The following is a 15,842-nucleotide window of genomic DNA, read 5'->3' as shown; positions in this document are numbered from 1 at the left end:
GCACCGCGGATGAACCGCTGAGCAGCCAGATCGCGCGCAATTGTCTGCTGACGCGCGCCCGGCAGATCTCCCGCGTCTTGACTTCCGTCTATGACGATGCGTTGCGTCCGTTCGGCATCGTGGCGCCACAGTTCTCATTGCTCGTGCTGATCGCGGAGTTCGGGCCTATCAGCCGCTCAGATCTTGGCCGACGGAATCATCACGAGCGCTCGACGCTGACAAGGAATCTGCAGCCGCTGATCGCGCAGGGCTGGGTTGCCGAGGGCGTCCTGGCAAGCGATGGTCGAGGGGCGGCCGGGATTCGCAAAAAATCCGCCACATCTCGGCCTAAGCGGCTGATTTAAATGCGAAATCGATGGTCGGATCGAGCGGCGGCACGGGGCGCTGGAGATCCAGCAGATAGTCGCCGAGCCGGTTGATGTGCTCCCGCCGGTATGGCGACAGCACCTTGAGAACATCGGCGTCGACCGGATGCCCCTTCTGCTGCAACTCCTTCAGCTTGCGCGACATCCACTGTACGTTGTACAGGATCACCATGTTCGCGACGAGGTGGTTGTACTTGATCACCTTGCGCTGCTCGTGCCGGACGTTTTCGGCGATGACGCCTTCGCCGCCGAACATCAGCCACTGCGCGAAGTCGTTGAACTGCTCGCTCTTGTTGGTCGCCGCGTGAATCGTGCGGCGTAACTCCGGGTCATTGAGATATTTCAGCAGGAACAGTGTCCGGATCACGCGCCCGAGTTCCCGAAACGCAAAGTACAGCTTGTTCTTCGTGCTCTCCGAGCCGAGGCGGCGAAGGATTGTCGAGGGCGTCATCGTGCCCGCCTTGATCGACACCGCGACGCGCATCATGTCAGGATAGTGTCGCTCGATCAGCGTCCAGTCAATGGCCTGGCGACAAAGGCTGTCGATGTGCTCATACTTGCGACGCCTGTCGGCCTTGTACAGCACGAGATCCTTGATGTTGCGCATGCGCGGCATCAGGCTGATGCCCGTCACGTAGGACAGGCCGAACACCGGACCGCTCTGCGCCTGCGTATCGCCGTGGATCGTGTCGGGCTTGATGTCGGCGCCATTCTGGATCAGCCCGTCGAGGATATAGACGGCTTCGTGAACGCCGCATGGGATGAAGTGGCTGAACAGCGCGATGTACATGTCGGACACGTGGTAGTAGCCAATCCCGCCGTATCCGCCATAGCGGACGTGATACTCGGACAGCAGGTTCTGCTCATACAGGCTCCATTTGGTACCGTCCGCCGACGCGCGCTTGCCGCTACCCCAGTATTTCGGCAACGCGAACTGGTTGTACGCGTTGATCACTTTCACGTTCGCCTTGTCGAGCCGCTCCTCAGTGACATGTTTCAGGTTCAGCCAGGCGACCTGCTTGCGGCTGAGCCCTTTCACCGAGCGCGCCGTCTGGCTGGGGCCAAGATTGCAGCCGTAGCAGAACAGCGTCGTGATGAAGCGCTTGCGCGGATCGTCGACCTTCGCGTCGAACCCGGACAGCGGGCCGAACAGTTTATGCAGGTCCAGCCACTGCTCGGTTTCGGTGAGGAGATCCAGGATGCTGATCTGTGGCATCGATGCCGTGATCGCCTGATCGATCAGCGTCCGGTTCGGTGGTTCGGGCTCCTTGTCCGGTTTGTGAATGACGAGTTCCTGATCGACGAACTCGATGCTGTCGTTCGCCGGGAAGTTCGCATCGGTCTCGTCGAGCGCCGCGTTCAGACGGTCCCGCAGATCCTTCGCAAAGCTCTTGCCGTCCGTGGGCAATCCCACGATCTCACAATAGCGCGGCAGCTCACGCTGGAATTCCTCGTCGGAGACCTGGTGCATGCGATAGTCGTCGAAGCGATCGCTGCCCTCGACGTAGAGATCGCCAGAGTTGAGTTCCCGCATGATCTGGCTGAAGACGCCCAGTTCAAAGAACCGGCGGTGCAGCATCCGGCTGTCCCGACCATGCGGGAACACCGCGCGCCCCCATTTTTCCGGTAGCCAGTCCAGCGGCAGGTTTGCGAGGTCGTTCTCCGTGAGCAGCAGGTATTCGCGGTGGGCGTTCCGGGAGCCCTGCAGCCAGGCAAGCGCGACCAGCACCGCGCGGTCCTGCGAGCTCGATCGCAACGGCAGCACGTCCAGGCACTGAAACAGCAGTGAGCGCTGGTTGCGGTACGGCACGAGCATGAACGGCAGGTCGAACTGGCCGGCATAGGCGATGTGCTCGTTGCATTGTGCAAGCGCTGCGGATGGATCGCCGAGCGCCTCACGGATTTTCGGCAGCCGTTGGCGTTCCGATAACCCTTCATCCTGAAGGATCTGCAGGACGTCCCGGAACTGCCCGACCAGTCCCTCCAGCACGCCGGTATGTTCAAGCTGGTATTTTTGAAGCCGGACCTTCGCGTACGTCTCGAACTTGCGCATGACCTTGATGAAGATCTCGGCAACATCGTCAAGTGCCTTCTGCAACTGCGCCTGGATGAAGAGTACCGCGAGCGCGTGACGCTTCGCTACCTTGAGCGCACGCAGTTCCGCAACGTCGAGCGCCCGCGCTTCAGTGACTAGCTGGGCCCGCTTGCTGACGGACAGGATCGCGGGCGGCGCCGGCAAGCCTTCCGCCAGTTTCCTGATCCCGTTGATATGCTTGAGGAAGCTCGCGATCGCTCGCGCAGCTGGCCTCTTCGGCTCCTGCTTCAGATCGTCCCAGCCCGACTTGCCGGCCCTGATGACGAGGAGCCCATCGATCCTTTCGATCATGGCCGCGTCCAGTGCGCCGGAAATCGTCTTCCAGATCGTTTCGTTGAGGTCGTTGCGCGCCTGCGTGGCGATGCGCTGAAGCGTCGACAGCGGCGGTAGTTCGTAACGGCGGCGGACCAGTTCCTCGATCAGCACGTTGATGATGTCGGGCAGCTCGACTTTGGTCCTTGCTTCCCCTGACGCGAGATCGGCGAGCCACGCCGTCTCGTCCGCGTCGAACGGCCGGATGTCGAGCCAGGGGCGCAGCAGCTTCTGGTGCCGGATGCGAGTGCCGGATATGTCGTACCGCGCGATCGCCGTCCGGGACAACGCCCGGGCTCGCATCGCGGTCCGGATGTGATCGATGATGACCGGCGGCACGTCCGAGAGCATCGGGAAGTAGCCGAGACGCTGCAGCAGTTTCAGCTGGACCATGATCAGTACGGCGGTAGCTTCCTGCCGGGATTGCCGGCGCACAAAGCGGATTTCCGCGGCGGTCGGGGTGAACGCCGCTTTCAGTTCCGCCGTGCCCGGTTCGGCGGGCAGAACCGGGTAGATGGTCTCGTGGACGGTGCTCATGCTGGTGGCCGTCTCGCGAAGATCCGCTCGATCTGCCGGGTACGCTGGACCTCGTCGTCGTCCAGGTAAATCGACGTGGTCGTGATCGACGCGTGACGCAGGTTGTCGCGTACGATGGTCAGCGTCGCGCCGTTGGCCAGCGCGTGTGTTGCGTGCGTATGCCTCAGCCAGTGTGGCGTCGCGCGCTGCAGTTTGCCGGCGAGTGCTGGGTGGTCGGCCTGGATGGCGTCTGCGGCGATGCCGAAGAAGCGGCGCAGCACTTCCCTCAGGCGCGGTGTGGTGATGCCGCCGGGCTCGTCCAGCCGGCCGAGCAGCGGCACGTCCGGCATCCATCGTGCCGGGCTCACGGGCAGACCGCGCTGTACCAGATACTGGTCCAGTGCAAAGCGCGCGAGCGGCGGCAGGACCACCTTGCCAACCTTCGCGCCCTTGCCGGTGAGGTGAAGCCACCGCTCACCACGTGCACCGCTTTCGATGCCGCCGAGTGTGACGCCGACCAGCTCGCCTGCGCGCAGGCCGGTTGCATAACCGAAATCGAGCAGAAAGCGCAGACGCTGCGCGGCGGGAAGTGCCCAGCCATGCGACCATTCGAGGCCATCGGCAATCGTGCGGATCAGTTCCCACTCTCCGGCCGTAAATGCACGCAAAATATCCAGTTCGCCATTGCGCTGCGCGCCGCGTACCCTGAGGCCGGCGAACGGATTCGCGAGCACGTAACGCTGTTCGATCAGCCAACGAAACATTGCGCTCAGAACCGACAGCGCATAGGCGATGGAATCCGGCGACAGCGCACCCGTGAACGGCCGCCACTCCGGCGATAAGCGCGGTCGCGCCGGCGCGACCCATCGGGCGCGCGGTGCTGGATGGCGCAGGAAGGCGCGATAAGCGGTCGCGTCCTCGCTCGCGAGCGAAGACAGCGCCTTGCCGCGCTCGACAATCGCCCACAGCAGCAGCCGCTCCGCTTCCCGGCGATAGGCGCGCTGCGTTTCGGCGGCCTCGTGCCGATCAAGCCAGGCGCTGATCGCCTGATAGTCGTTATCGGCCTCGAGCGCGCACATGGGCTTCGGCGCACGGAAGCCGCCGTGCGAACCGTCGACGTCATGCGGCACGCGGATGTTTTCCCACGGCACCACGGGCTCCGGCGTCGCCGCCACGATCAGCGCGCGAGCGCGTTCGGTGAGCGCCGGGTGGGCGCCAAAGAAGCTTTCAATATGACGTGCACTGCGCACGCCGAGCCCGGGAATGGTGCGCCACCAGCGCCGGCGACGGGGGATGCGCACGGTCAGATCCGCCAGCGTCTTGATGCCGTGCTGATGCAGCACGGGGACGACGCGAGGCAACAGCCAGGCACCGATCGCATCGCTGACCTGCGGTTGCGGGATCGGAATCGACGGCAGGATGTCCAGCGCCCGGGTTGCGGCCTTACGGTGACGGGTCCGCTCGCCGGCCACGCACTGGAACAGTCGGGCGAGATCGGCGCGATGACGGCTGAGGGCGAAATCGGCGAGCTGCCGGCGAACGCGCCCGATCACGCCGCGCGCCGACCGGCCGCCTTCGAGCGCGTAGGGGCAATAACGCTCGACCGCCTCGCGCGAGCCGACGCCCGCGTACCACGCGCGTAGCGCGGACAGGGACGCGGTGTCCGGAAAGGGTAGCGAACTCAGAAGATCAGGCATCCGAAAATTATAAACAGCAGGATGACAGCGGCGTGACGGTCGGGTGTGGCGCGTTCCGCAAATTGGTAGTTTCATTAAAAAACGCGCCTCTATCGATAATATCTGTTAGCGATAGGGTTGCATCTTGATTGCACGTCGGATTTTCAATCTCGTGCGTGCGTCATGGGGTGCCCTCAGGCTCCGGATTTTTTCGTACGCCAAGCGTCCGCAATGCAACACATTGCGGACGTACGTTCTACCTAGACGGGCACCCAACGCATTGCGCACAAGATTGATGTCGCGCAATGGCGGCGCGCCGTAGAGCCGGGCATATTCCTGAACGAATCGCGAGGGGCTTTCGTCCAAAGGGAGTTGCTACATCGTGTTTTGCGCGGGTCACGGGCATCGTCCAGTAGTGCATGGCGCCGGCTCTGCACCGTCCGGGCGATGGCTCGCAACCGGTAGGCAAGTGAACGGACGCTGTTCACTATTGGGCTTGGTCGACGAACGACGCGGGTTTCTGCGCCGCGACGTTCGGCCGCTTGCCAGCGACATCGCGCTGATCGCCCACAGATAGGCCGGCAAACCTGCCATGTTCCTGACCGCACTGCAGTACGTGGGTCGGAATGACTGTCGCCAGCAGGAACGTGGCACCGGCACCTGAAGTCATCAGGACGATGCCAATCTCAATCAACTGTGCAATGCTCATTTGCGGTCCTTTGCCTCAATCAGTTTTCGTTGATCATCCTAGTTGTCGGCTGTCCTTCGATTGGCCATCCGAATCCCATGTTCTGCACGGCGTGTAGCTGTAACGGCTTGCAATCGACGCCGGCCGTGCTCGCAATCAACGCACCTACCGGCTCAGATTAATTGCGACTAACGCACCCCGCCAGCTCACATTATTTGCGACTGAGCTTGCAATCATCCGCGTCGGCTCGCAATCCATCGACGCGCTTTTGGCGCCAACCTTATAAATGCACTATCCGTTGTGAAACAGACAGTGCCGCAGTACAACAAAAAATTTAAATGCGGGCGCTCTGCTAACGGCGCCCTAGCAATTTATGCAAGCTTGCCTTTAGGCAGGAACGCGTTTTGCATTTGTATCCACCGATGCAGCGGCGCTGTTAGCGATGAAGCGTTTGCGCATTGGTGCCAAGATCAGTTTTGCCGAAATACCGGCAACAATCGTGATGACGGATGCGACAATAAATACGAGGTTCCATCCACCACTTGCCGACAAGACGGATGCCAGCGGCACCAGCAACGCAGCCGTACCTTTTGCCGAATAGAGCGTGCCTGAATTGCCTGCTGCGAATTTGCTGCCGAACGTGTCCGCGCAAATCGCCGGGAAAATCGAGAAAATCTCGCCCCAGCACAGGAAAACCAGCGCTGCAAACGTCACGAATGCAATCGGGTCATGGCCGTATTTCATCAATCCCAACAATGCTAGACCTTCGCCGATAAACAAGATGAACATGCTGTTTTCACGACCGATTTTGTCGGAGATAAAGCCACACAAAGGACGAGTAAAGCCATTTGCCAAATTGTCGATCGACAGCGTCATCGTCAACAATGGCAGGGTTGCGCCAAACAAGGTAATTGGCAGCGAAGCAAGACCGAAATCCTTCGCAATCGGCCCGATTTGCGCCGTTGCCATCAGACCGCCAGCAGCGACCATGACAAACATGATGTAAAGAACCCAGAATATCGGCGTTTTGAGCATTTGCTTGGTGGAGTAATCGATCTTGGTTGACGCATTTGCTTTGCATGCCATGCTTTTTCGTGCAACTGGCCGTATCAGCAGCATCCCTAAGATGAAAATACCAACACCTTGGATAATGCCAAAGGTCAGGAATGTCTGTTCGTATCCGGAACTTTTGATCATGTTCGCGATCGGAATCACGGTAACTGCGGCACCGGCACCAAAACCTCCTGCGGTCAAACCGGCTGCCAGACCACGGCGATCCGGGAACCATTTCAGCGCATTACCAACGCATGTACCATAAACACAGCCTGCGCCAACACCTGAAATAAACGCTGCAAAGTACAACATAGGCAGCGATGTCGCATAGCTGTTAAGCACCCAGCCCAGACCGGCACAGATTGCGCCGGCGGATACGACCGGACGTGGGCCGAACTTATCAACCAGGAAGCCTTCAATCGGTATAAGCCAGGTTTCAGTCAGAACGAAAATCGAGAAGGCGACCTGAATAGCAGCCTTGCCCCAGTGATGCGCATTGTCAATCGGTGTCACAAACAGAGTCCAGCCGTATTGCAAATTGGCCACCAGGGCCACACAAATAATACCGATAAAAAGTTGTGCCCAACGGTTTTTATATCCTATGGCGCTTGCATCCTGCGCACTCATTTGATTGCTGTTCATTTTTTTACTACCTCTCAAGAAGTCGTAATGTTTTAAAACGGACGAGATCAATACAATGGTTTCGCGTGTTTCAAGTGATTTGTCGATGCAGGCATTCGGACAGAAAGTGCAAAATTAACTAGATGCGATCAAAGCTATCTCACGACATTAACAGCCGTCGTGGATCGTTTTTTATGATGACGTTGACCTGCGATGACTAACGCAATGCGTAGTAGTTGGGACCCGTCTTCTATTCACTTAACTGCGCGATATCACACTGGTGCACCATTACTTAGGGTAGTGGCCACATAGCCGTACTTGTACAAATTGGCCTGCCGAGCTTTCTCTTGCGCCAGCGTTGACAGAATGTTTACGGTAGGGGTCGGAACGTTCGTTAGTTGTCCAAACTCTTGAACTGCTGTGACTAGTGCATCGATTTCCATCGAGCGGTGGCGTTCAAGATCCTGAAGCATCGACATCTTGTGACCAACCGCTTGACTAGCCGCGTTTAGGCGGCGCTCAATCATATCCTCGCCAATATGCACATTAAGTGCATCTGTCACAGCCTTGGCTTCATACATCGCTTGTTTGCATAGCGCACTTAAGGCCGGGGCAGTCGTCATGCGATCAAGTGTTGCGGAAGTCAGGGCGCTGATCGGATTAAAACAGACGTTCCCCCAAAGCTTGAGCCAGACATTCCAGCGAATCGCATCGCCGATGGGGGCATCAAAATTGGCATTCTTCAGCGCCTGTGACAACTTGAGTACTCGTTCAGAGTGACTGCCATCCGGCTCGCCAATGATAAAACGGTTGAATTCATGGTGCTCGATAACGCCGGGAGCAATTACCTCGCAGGCTGGATCAACTACGCATCCGATTGCGCGCTCAGGTCCGAGCAAATTCCACTGCTTGCCGCCCGGATCTACAGATTCCAGTGTGCGATTTTCGAATGTTCCGCCTTCCTTGTAGAAATACCACCACGGAATCCCGTTCATCGCGGTCACAATTGCCGTATTGGGCCCCAGTAGCGAAGTGAAATCGCTGGCGCATTCGTACGACTGATGCGCTTTCATTGTGCATAGCACGTAATCTTGGGGACCGAAATCGCTCGGGTTGTCGCTGGCTGAAACTTTGGCAATTTTTTCCTGCCCGCCAATCAGCAATTTCAAACCATTCCTTCGGATTGCCTTTAGATGCTCACCGCGCGCAATGATACAAACCTCCTGGCCGGATAACGCGAGTTCTACTGCCAGATAGCCGCCGATAGCGCCCGCCCCAAAAATACAGAACTTCATAAGGCCTCCTACTTAGCAAGCGTTCGCTGACCAGACACGGGATTGATCTGCAGCAGCATCGAGGCGCTGGCAAAGGCGAGCCCAACGCCGCACACGCCCGGCCAGTGCCACACGCTCCACGCATAGTTGCCAAGCGCCGCGCCGATCGCCCCACCCGCAAAGCGGATCGTCATATAAAGCGTGTTGGCGCGGCTCATCGCAGTGCTCCGAACCGCCAGGTTGCGCGCCATGTTCGAGACATGCGCGCTTTGCAAGCCGAGGTCGAGCAGGATCACGCCGGCGATTAGCCCGCCGATGCTCGCGCCTTTCCAGGCAAGCAGCGCATACGAGGCGACGAAGACGATGCTGGCGGCGAGGATGACACGACGCGGATCGCGCGCATCGGTCAGCTTTCCCGCGGCATAAGACGCGCTCGCGCCGGCGACGCCGACGAGCCCGAACAATCCGGCCGTCTCGCTGCCGTAACGGGCGTCGAGGCCATGCAGCTGAAACGCGAGCGTCGTCCAGAAGGCGCTGAATGCCGCGAATTGCAACGCCGCGATCGAAGCGGTCTGCCGTACGACGGGCTCCTCGCGCAGCAACGCAAGCAGCGAACGGATCAACGCGCCATAGCTGCCCGAGAAGGTCGGCTCGACGCGTGGAAGCACGCGCGCAAGCATGGCGGCAACGGCCACCGTCGCAACTGCCGCGAAGGCGTAGACGGCACGCCATCCGAAATGCGCAGCAATCATGCCCGATACCGTGCGAGAGACGAGGATCCCGCAAAGCAGGCCGAACATCACGATTCCGACGGCCTTGCCGCGGCCTTGGGGTCCTGCAATCTTCGCCGCATAAGGCGTGAGCAGTTGCGGTGCCACACTCGACATGCCCGCGGCAAAGCTCGCCGCCACGGCCCAAGGCAGCGTGGGCGCCGCCGCCATCGCGACGAGCGCGACGACGGCCGCCGCCAACGTGAGCGCGAAGAGCTTGCGAAGCTCGACCTTGTCGCCAAGCGGAATGAACAACAGCAGGCCGAGCGCATAACCAGCCTGCGCGGCGATGGAGACCGCGCCGACCTGAGGTTCGGTAGCGCCGAACGTATGCGCGAAATCGACGAGCAGCGGCTGGTTGTAATAGTTGTTGGCGACGACGAGCCCGGCTGCGAGCGCCATAACCCAATAGATCGACTGCTTCATTGCGCCCGTCCTTTGCCGGAAATGTTCGAAGTGCTCGCGCGCTCGAGGCGTGGCGCGCGGGCTTTTGCGGTTTGCTCAAAGGGGAATGTAGACTATTTCTAAAATCGGGAGTAGCGTCATACAACGGCAATGACTCTTGCGATTTAAGGAAGGGTGACCGATGGACCGATTCGACGCGATGAACGTGTTTGTCCGAGTGGTGGAAACCGGCAGTCTGTCTGCGGCCGCCCGTGCGATTCCGATGTCGCTGACTTCGGTGAGCCGCCACTTGTCGGCGCTCGAAAAGCAATTCGGCATGCAGCTGCTGCGCCGCACGACACGGAACATAGCGCTGACGAACGAGGGGCGCCTCTTTTTCGAGCGCGCGAAGTCGATCCTTGCGGAGCTGGACGAAGTGGGCGCGTTGCTCAGCGCGGGCCGCAGCGAGCCGGCGGGCCGTTTGCGCATCGCTGCGCCCACGCTGCTCGGCCGAACCGTCATCGCACCGCTCATGCCGTGCTTCCTTGCGCGCCACACCGCAGTTTCGGTCGAGCTGCTGCTGATCGACCGCGCCGTGAATCTCGTCGAGGAGGACATCCACCTCGCGATTCGCGTGGGCCGCCTGCCCGATTCGGCGCTCGTGGCACGCAAGCTCGGAGACGTGCGCATGATCGTTTGCGCCGCGCCGTCTTATATCGAGCGCCGCGGTGCGCCTTGCTCGCCTGACGAGCTGCGCCGGCACGACTGCCTCGTTTTCTCCGACCGGCCTGGCCCCGTCGATTGGCGCTTCAAGTCCGTAGGCACTCGTCATTCCGCCCGCATTACAGGCCGCCTCTGGGCCAACGCGCTCGACGTGCTCGCGGCCGCGGCGATCGACGGTGCGGGCATCGTGCGCGCCCCATCATGGCAAGTGGCTGAAGACATCGAGCGCGGGCGGCTTCGACGAATCCTTCAGGACTACGAGACAATGCCCGCGCCCGTGAATGTGCTTTTCGAACGCGCGCGACGCACGTCGCCCTCTGTGCGGGCCTTCCTCGACTACCTGGTCGAATCGACGGAAACGGGCCCGCTCGCGGGCATGTCCCGCTTCGGCGAAGCGCTCGGCGCGGCAAACGGGTGATACCGCATTACGCCGGGCGCCTATGCAACATGTTCGTTTGTGAGTCTTAGCTCCCACGCTTTCGCACCCTGAGCGCGTGCCAGCGTCAACGCTTGTTGCAGAATCAACGACCGTGGTGCTCGCCGAGATGACTTCTTCTCCGATAGCGTCCGAGACTTGACCCTCATAAGTTCAGGGGCGTTCCAAAGCTGTCCAGTGGCGTCGCCTGCCAGCCTGGCATTAATAAGACTGGCTGCTTCTCGCGTACGCCCTTGTTCCAGCATTGCGTTCGCAAAGTCGGATAAGAATACGGAATAAGCGGGATCAAATCCATGGACTTGTAGCGTCTCCAGTGTCGATTGAAGCTCCCGGAAGCAGACAGCGTTGGGATCCTGGAATACTTTCGCCCAAAGTGAAAAAGCCGAACCATAGAGTCCCCAAAAGTCCAGACCGTGATTTCCTGCCACCTGGTTAAGCTGCTGCGACACGCGCTTGACCCCTTCGACGTCTCCTGAAAGCGCTGCCACGGTACAGCTTCCCTCCGCAAGGGCACAGCACAGGGTGCAGGCGTGATCCAGTGCCATAGCCTCGTCAATCGCTACCTGGGCAGCCCGTCGAGCTTTGGTCGTATTACCCATTAACCACAGAATGCGAGAAAGAAAGGCCCAACCCGCTACGCGCTGGTCCATTCCGAATCTGAAATGGGAGCCGTGACGTTCGTCGCGTGTATAGCTGTCGAGCATGGATTCAATTTCAATCAAAGCTTCAGTGTGATTACCCAAAAAATGATGAGATGTTCCGATCAGACGACGTGCTGTCAGAAGTGCTGCTTGATCGCGATGCCTCAGAGCTAAATCTGCCATGCTTTTCCCGTGCCGCAGTGCCTGTGCGTAGCACCCGCTACGGAGATGATAAAGCCATAGACCGTATTCAGCCTGCAGTTGCGTTTCCTTGTCGTCCAGTCGGAGCGCGAGATCACTGGCCCTGGTCCAAGCCCGCCCATTAGCCGGAACTGGTCCGCGTGACCAGGTCAGCGAAGTGGCCAGTGCGGCCTGAATCATCATCTCCTGGTGCTCTTCAACGGGAAGAACTTTCGTTTCTTCCAGTACGTTCGTAATCCGCTGGCGACACTCGTCGTGAAGTGATAGTTGTATCCAGAATGGGGCGGAGTTCGCGAGGATGCGCAGTCCCAGGGCACGGCGCTTACTATCTAACAATGACCAGTCAAGAGCGGCCCTGATATCGTCAATGTGGTGTTCGTATTGTCGCTTCCATTGTGTCGTGGGTAGCGACATCCAATCCCGTTGGGCTTGAGAAACCAATTGCTCAACAAAGCTGGCATGCTTTTCAGTCATGGCCGCTGTGCGGTTCGCAAGCTGCTCCAAGGCGTACGCCCGCAGCATGGTTAGATAGCGATAGCGAATCGGCTGGGTTCCGGTCTGCAACGTGATTAGCGACTTTTCAACGAGGCTGCAAAGAACATCAACCAGTCTGGTGGGCCTTTCCAGCTTGGTGGATGCGATACGTTCTGCGGCAGTGACGGTGAAATCACCAGGGAAAATGGCCAGTTCCTGGAACACCGCTTGTTCTACGGAGTCGAGTAATTGGTAACTCCACTGCAGGGCGTCACCAAGAGTCCGATGGCGACCCGGGGCCTGGCGTTTCTGAGCGGCAAGCAATCCGGATGAAAGGGCTAAATCCTCGGTGACCGCTGCGAGACCCAGCGATGGCACGCGAGCTGCGGCGATTTCCAATGCCAGTGGAACCCCATCGAGCGCTCTGCATAACGTCGTAACCTGCTCTACGTTCTTTTCCGTAAGCTCGAAATGATAGTCTGCGGAAGTGACACGGCGAACAAACAGTTCAACCGCACTATAGCTTCTTGCGTTTGCTGCGTTGATGGTGCGCGGAGGTAACGTGAGAGGACTGAGCCGGTAGACCTGCTCACCATCCAGCCCCAATGGGGTCTGGCTGGTGAGCAGCACGCACAGTTGATGATCAGATTCCAGAAGCCGGTCAAGGGCCGCTGCACAGGCCAACGTAACGTGTTCGCAGTTATCAACGACCAGTAGCGCCCTTTCCGGGTGAGATGCTAACGATGTGCTTGTCCCGGCAAGCCCCGCCAACGCGCTCGAAATAGCTGGCGATACTGAGGCTGCGCTCAGTTGCGACAGGTCGGCGAAGTAAACCCCATCGGGAAAACAAGGACTGGATTCTGACGCGGCCTCTATCGCCAGGCGAGTCTTACCTATGCCGGCAGGGCCCGTGAGCGTGCATAGCGTTTGGGTAGCCAACAGCCGGTTTAATTCCAGTAGCTCGTTATCGCGGCCGATCAAAGGAGACCGTGGGCTCGGTAAGCCGACTCGCGGTTGAGGTGCTCCTATCGACGACGTTACAGCCCGATGCGCCTGCACTGAACCTGTAAAACGATAGCCCCGGCCAAATTCCGTTGCAATAAGGTCCCTGTCATCCCCCAGTATTTTTCGCAATGACGAGATCTGCGCCTGCAAGCTGTTTTCCTCGATGACTTCCTTCGACCATATCCGGGAAAGAAGCGAATCTTTGGATACTACCTGGCCCGCCGTACTTACAAGCTGGACTAGCACCTCCAGCGCACGCTCACCTACGTCCAGTCGTACTCCGTCTCTTAACAATAGCCGCAGACGTGGGAACAACTGGTAGCGGCCGAAAGCAACCATATCGTCGTCGCGGGAGTCGGGGCTCTTCGACGGCCTTTCACGGCGAGTCTTTGTACCTGCAGGCATTTTTCGTGTCACACGGCAAGATTGCGGGGATCAACAGGAATTTCAGACGTCTGAAATTGTAGGCCAAAGACTTCTCGTGTGCACTACATCACCATGAAGGTCCCTGTACTTCGTCGTGAGTCTAGACATGTCACAAGATACGGCTGGTAGTGAATCTCTGGCGCAGTCCTCCGCCCTTGAAGAGCCTGCGTTAACACCTCACCTGGATACTTCACTGCTGATGGTGATGGCGGTTGCCTGCGGTGTCTTTGTCGCGAACATTTACTACAACCAGCCGATCCTGGAACTATTGCAGCAGGCTTTCCCGCGATCGGTCGGCCTGGTCAATCTGGTTCCGACGGCTACACAACTGGGTTTCGCCTGCGGTCTGTTTTTTCTGGTCCCCCTGGGAGACCGAATTGATCGGAGGAAATTGATTCTTTGGCAAGCTGCCGTGTTAATCGTGGCATTGGTATGCCTTGCCGCAGCCCCGAATGTCTGGTCGCTGGTAATCGCTTCAGCGGTGGTAGGTATTTCAGGATCCGTTGCCCAACAAGTCGTACCGTTTGCGGCAGAACTTGCCGCATCCAGTCGCCGTGGCCAGGTCGTCGGTACAGTGATGAGCGGCGTGCTTTGCGGCATTCTGCTGGGTAGGGCAGTCGGCGGATTTACTGGCGATCATTGGGGCTGGCGTGCCACGTTCTGGCTAGGGGTCGCGATGACCGCCATTGTCTGGTTAATGTTGCTAGTCAAACTCCCACCCAGCGAACCCAAGACAAGCCACAGCTACTTTGGTCTCATGAAGTCACTCATCGAGTTGTGGCGAGAAGAACGGTCACTGCGCCGTGCAACGTGCATTCAAGCCGCGCTGTTTGGTTCCTTTATTGGGCTATGGACAATTCTGGCATTGCGTCTGCACGAGGCCTTCGGCTTGGGGGCTGATGTGGCGGGCCTCATGGGGATCGTTGGTGCGGCCGGTATTCTGATTGCCCCACTTGCTGGCCGTGTCGCTGATCATCGTGGACCCCATGCTGTTATCGGGCTTGGTTGCCTGATCATGCTGCTGTCATACGCGGTTCTGGGCCTTTGGGGCAGCCTCGTTGGCCTGATCGTCGGCATCATCCTGTTGGACTTCGGTGAGCAGTCGGCTCTCATCTCCAACCAACATGTGGTGTACGCACTTCGACCGGAGGCAAGAAGTCGAATCAACACGCTATTCATGAGCGGCATGTTCGTAGGCGGCGCCGCGGGTTCTTGGGGAGCAAGTATCAGTTGGCGACTAGGTGGATGGCATACAGCGTGCATATTCGGTGGCACATTGGCGTTGCTCGGGTTTGTTCTTCATTTCTCCGGGAGACTGGCTGCTTACGCACACACCAGGAGTTGAAACGTCGACAGTGGCTGGAAGCCTGAGGCAGTCGTGCACAGCCGCGGTCATGCCAAGAACAAGCCCGAGGGAATTGGGCGATCGGGCTTTCAACGCTGTGTTTCGCGATAACGAGGCGATCGCAAATCCGCACTGGTGAACACTTATTAGGCAACTTTCATTCATGGACTCCCCGCACTTTTCTGGTGCTCATGGCACGTTGTCGTTGCTGACGGAAATTGATCCGCAAACAGAGACGATTACCCGTACGATGCGCCTCGAAGCTTCAACCGATGGCCGCAGCGTGCTCCTGGTCGCTTTAGATGCGCGCAAGCTTGGAAGCCAGCGGGAATGGCGTGTCGAAATTACGCCTGAAGAGCTTATCGCGCTGATTCGCGCGCACGGTACGGAGGTATCGGGATACCTTGTCGATTTCGAGATTCAGGTGCGATAAGCAGGCACGATCAATCAAGTCAAGGGCTTGGACTATTGTCGAGAGCCAATCGCCACGTACTACCGGATTTCGCTCGATGAACGGCTGCGCAAGCAGCGCGTTGCCAGATCGAGCTGGCCGCGACGACGTTTCGAACGACCGCTTGCGGCTTTCAATGGGTCGTTGGGAGCTGATTGGTCAGCGGCCGCTTCTGGCCGATGGACTAGCGACATCGCTTGGCGTGCGAAAAAATCCGAATCTTGAGGACACCCCGTACCGGCGGGAGCACATTAACCGGCTCGGGGACTATCTGCTGGATCTTCAACGCCCCGTTCCACCGCTCGATCCGACCATCGATTTTTTATTTAAATCAGCCGCTTAGACGGAGATGTGGCGGATTTTTTACGAATCCCGGCCAGACCTCT

General features: G+C 58.9%; 12 protein-coding genes. 5 read left to right on the top strand and 7 right to left on the bottom strand.

The window, feature by feature from the left end; all coding sequences use genetic code 11:
- The coding region (locus GNZ13_RS53050) for a MarR family winged helix-turn-helix transcriptional regulator (protein WP_407945695.1) at nucleotides 1–344 on the top strand (344 nt) is incomplete at its 5' end.
- Here the strand turns inward: GNZ13_RS53050 and GNZ13_RS41225 are convergent.
- From GNZ13_RS41225 to GNZ13_RS41200, 6 genes are all read right to left on the bottom strand, one after another.
- Nucleotides 328–3,309: a Tn3 family transposase gene (locus GNZ13_RS41225; protein WP_172176005.1), complete on the bottom strand. Its 2,982-nt coding sequence runs from the start codon at nucleotides 3,307–3,309 to the stop codon at nucleotides 328–330. The two genes, GNZ13_RS53050 and GNZ13_RS41225, sit on opposite strands and share 17 nt — an antisense overlap.
- Nucleotides 3,306–4,985, bottom strand: a complete 1,680-nt coding sequence (locus tag GNZ13_RS41220; RefSeq protein WP_172176003.1) for a phage integrase family protein — start codon at nucleotides 4,983–4,985, stop codon at nucleotides 3,306–3,308. The genes GNZ13_RS41225 and GNZ13_RS41220 overlap by 4 nt, the downstream gene beginning before the upstream one ends.
- 466 nt (nucleotides 4,986–5,451) lie before the next feature.
- On the bottom strand, nucleotides 5,452–5,673 hold the full coding sequence (locus GNZ13_RS41215) for a hypothetical protein (RefSeq protein ID WP_172176001.1): 222 nt from the start codon (nucleotides 5,671–5,673) through the stop codon (nucleotides 5,452–5,454).
- 366 nt (nucleotides 5,674–6,039) lie between these two features.
- Nucleotides 6,040–7,347: an oxalate/formate MFS antiporter gene (gene oxlT / locus GNZ13_RS41210; RefSeq protein WP_172175999.1), complete on the bottom strand. Its 1,308-nt coding sequence runs from the start codon at nucleotides 7,345–7,347 to the stop codon at nucleotides 6,040–6,042.
- Nucleotides 7,348–7,598: 251 nt separating this feature from the next.
- The gene (locus tag GNZ13_RS41205; protein ID WP_172175997.1) at nucleotides 7,599–8,621 is read right to left on the bottom strand and encodes a 2-dehydropantoate 2-reductase; all 1,023 of its coding nucleotides are present in this window, start codon (nucleotides 8,619–8,621) and stop codon (nucleotides 7,599–7,601) included.
- A gap of 8 nt (nucleotides 8,622–8,629) precedes the next feature.
- Complete coding sequence (locus GNZ13_RS41200) at nucleotides 8,630–9,796, bottom strand: MFS transporter (protein ID WP_172175995.1); 1,167 nt, start codon at nucleotides 9,794–9,796, stop codon at nucleotides 8,630–8,632.
- Between the two features lie 160 nt (nucleotides 9,797–9,956).
- Between GNZ13_RS41200 and GNZ13_RS41195 the strand changes: the two genes are divergently transcribed.
- A complete protein-coding gene (locus tag GNZ13_RS41195) occupies nucleotides 9,957–10,895 on the top strand; it encodes a LysR family transcriptional regulator (protein WP_172175993.1) in 939 nt (312 codons plus the stop codon).
- A 20-nt stretch (nucleotides 10,896–10,915) separates the two neighbouring features.
- Here GNZ13_RS41195 and GNZ13_RS41190 read toward each other — a convergent pair whose 3' ends face one another.
- Nucleotides 10,916–13,573 (bottom strand): winged helix-turn-helix domain-containing protein, encoded by a 2,658-nt coding sequence (locus GNZ13_RS41190; protein WP_236002405.1) that lies wholly within the window; start codon nucleotides 13,571–13,573, stop codon nucleotides 10,916–10,918.
- Nucleotides 13,574–13,766: 193 nt separating this feature from the next.
- Here GNZ13_RS41190 and GNZ13_RS41185 point away from each other — a divergent pair, with 193 nt between their 5' ends.
- From GNZ13_RS41185 to GNZ13_RS41175, 3 genes are all read left to right on the top strand, one after another.
- Entirely contained in the window at nucleotides 13,767–15,005 is a 1,239-nt protein-coding gene (locus tag GNZ13_RS41185; RefSeq protein ID WP_172175989.1) for an MFS transporter, read from the top strand.
- A 163-nt stretch (nucleotides 15,006–15,168) separates the two neighbouring features.
- Nucleotides 15,169–15,438 carry a hypothetical protein gene (locus tag GNZ13_RS41180; protein WP_172175987.1) on the top strand — a complete coding sequence of 90 codons (270 nt, stop codon included), beginning with the start codon at nucleotides 15,169–15,171 and terminating at the stop codon, nucleotides 15,436–15,438.
- A 76-nt stretch (nucleotides 15,439–15,514) separates the two neighbouring features.
- Nucleotides 15,515–15,799 (top strand): hypothetical protein, encoded by a 285-nt coding sequence (locus GNZ13_RS41175; protein ID WP_172175985.1) that lies wholly within the window; start codon nucleotides 15,515–15,517, stop codon nucleotides 15,797–15,799.
- The last annotated feature ends 43 nt before the right edge of the window (nucleotides 15,800–15,842 follow it).

This window comes from Paraburkholderia elongata (genome assembly GCF_013177735.1).
Lineage (GTDB): Bacteria > Pseudomonadota > Gammaproteobacteria > Burkholderiales > Burkholderiaceae > Paraburkholderia > Paraburkholderia elongata.
The sequence above is the reverse complement of the archived record's forward strand: the minus strand, read 5'-3'. Positions and strand labels throughout refer to the sequence as shown.

Coding starts and splice junctions, on each gene's coding strand:
- GNZ13_RS41175 (WP_172175985.1), top strand. CDS start 15,515: ATGAACGGCTGCGCAAGCAGCGCGTTGCCAGATCGAGCTGGCCGCGAC.
- GNZ13_RS41195 (WP_172175993.1), top strand. CDS start 9,957: ATGGACCGATTCGACGCGATGAACGTGTTTGTCCGAGTGGTGGAAACC.
- oxlT (WP_172175999.1), bottom strand. CDS start 7,347: ATGAACAGCAATCAAATGAGTGCGCAGGATGCAAGCGCCATAGGATAT.
- GNZ13_RS41225 (WP_172176005.1), bottom strand. CDS start 3,309: ATGAGCACCGTCCACGAGACCATCTACCCGGTTCTGCCCGCCGAACCG.
- GNZ13_RS41190 (WP_236002405.1), bottom strand. CDS start 13,573: ATGGTTGCTTTCGGCCGCTACCAGTTGTTCCCACGTCTGCGGCTATTG.
- GNZ13_RS41215 (WP_172176001.1), bottom strand. CDS start 5,673: ATGAGCATTGCACAGTTGATTGAGATTGGCATCGTCCTGATGACTTCA.
- GNZ13_RS41205 (WP_172175997.1), bottom strand. CDS start 8,621: ATGAAGTTCTGTATTTTTGGGGCGGGCGCTATCGGCGGCTATCTGGCA.
- GNZ13_RS41185 (WP_172175989.1), top strand. CDS start 13,767: ATGTCACAAGATACGGCTGGTAGTGAATCTCTGGCGCAGTCCTCCGCC.
- GNZ13_RS41180 (WP_172175987.1), top strand. CDS start 15,169: ATGGACTCCCCGCACTTTTCTGGTGCTCATGGCACGTTGTCGTTGCTG.
- GNZ13_RS41220 (WP_172176003.1), bottom strand. CDS start 4,985: ATGCCTGATCTTCTGAGTTCGCTACCCTTTCCGGACACCGCGTCCCTG.
- GNZ13_RS41200 (WP_172175995.1), bottom strand. CDS start 9,796: ATGAAGCAGTCGATCTATTGGGTTATGGCGCTCGCAGCCGGGCTCGTC.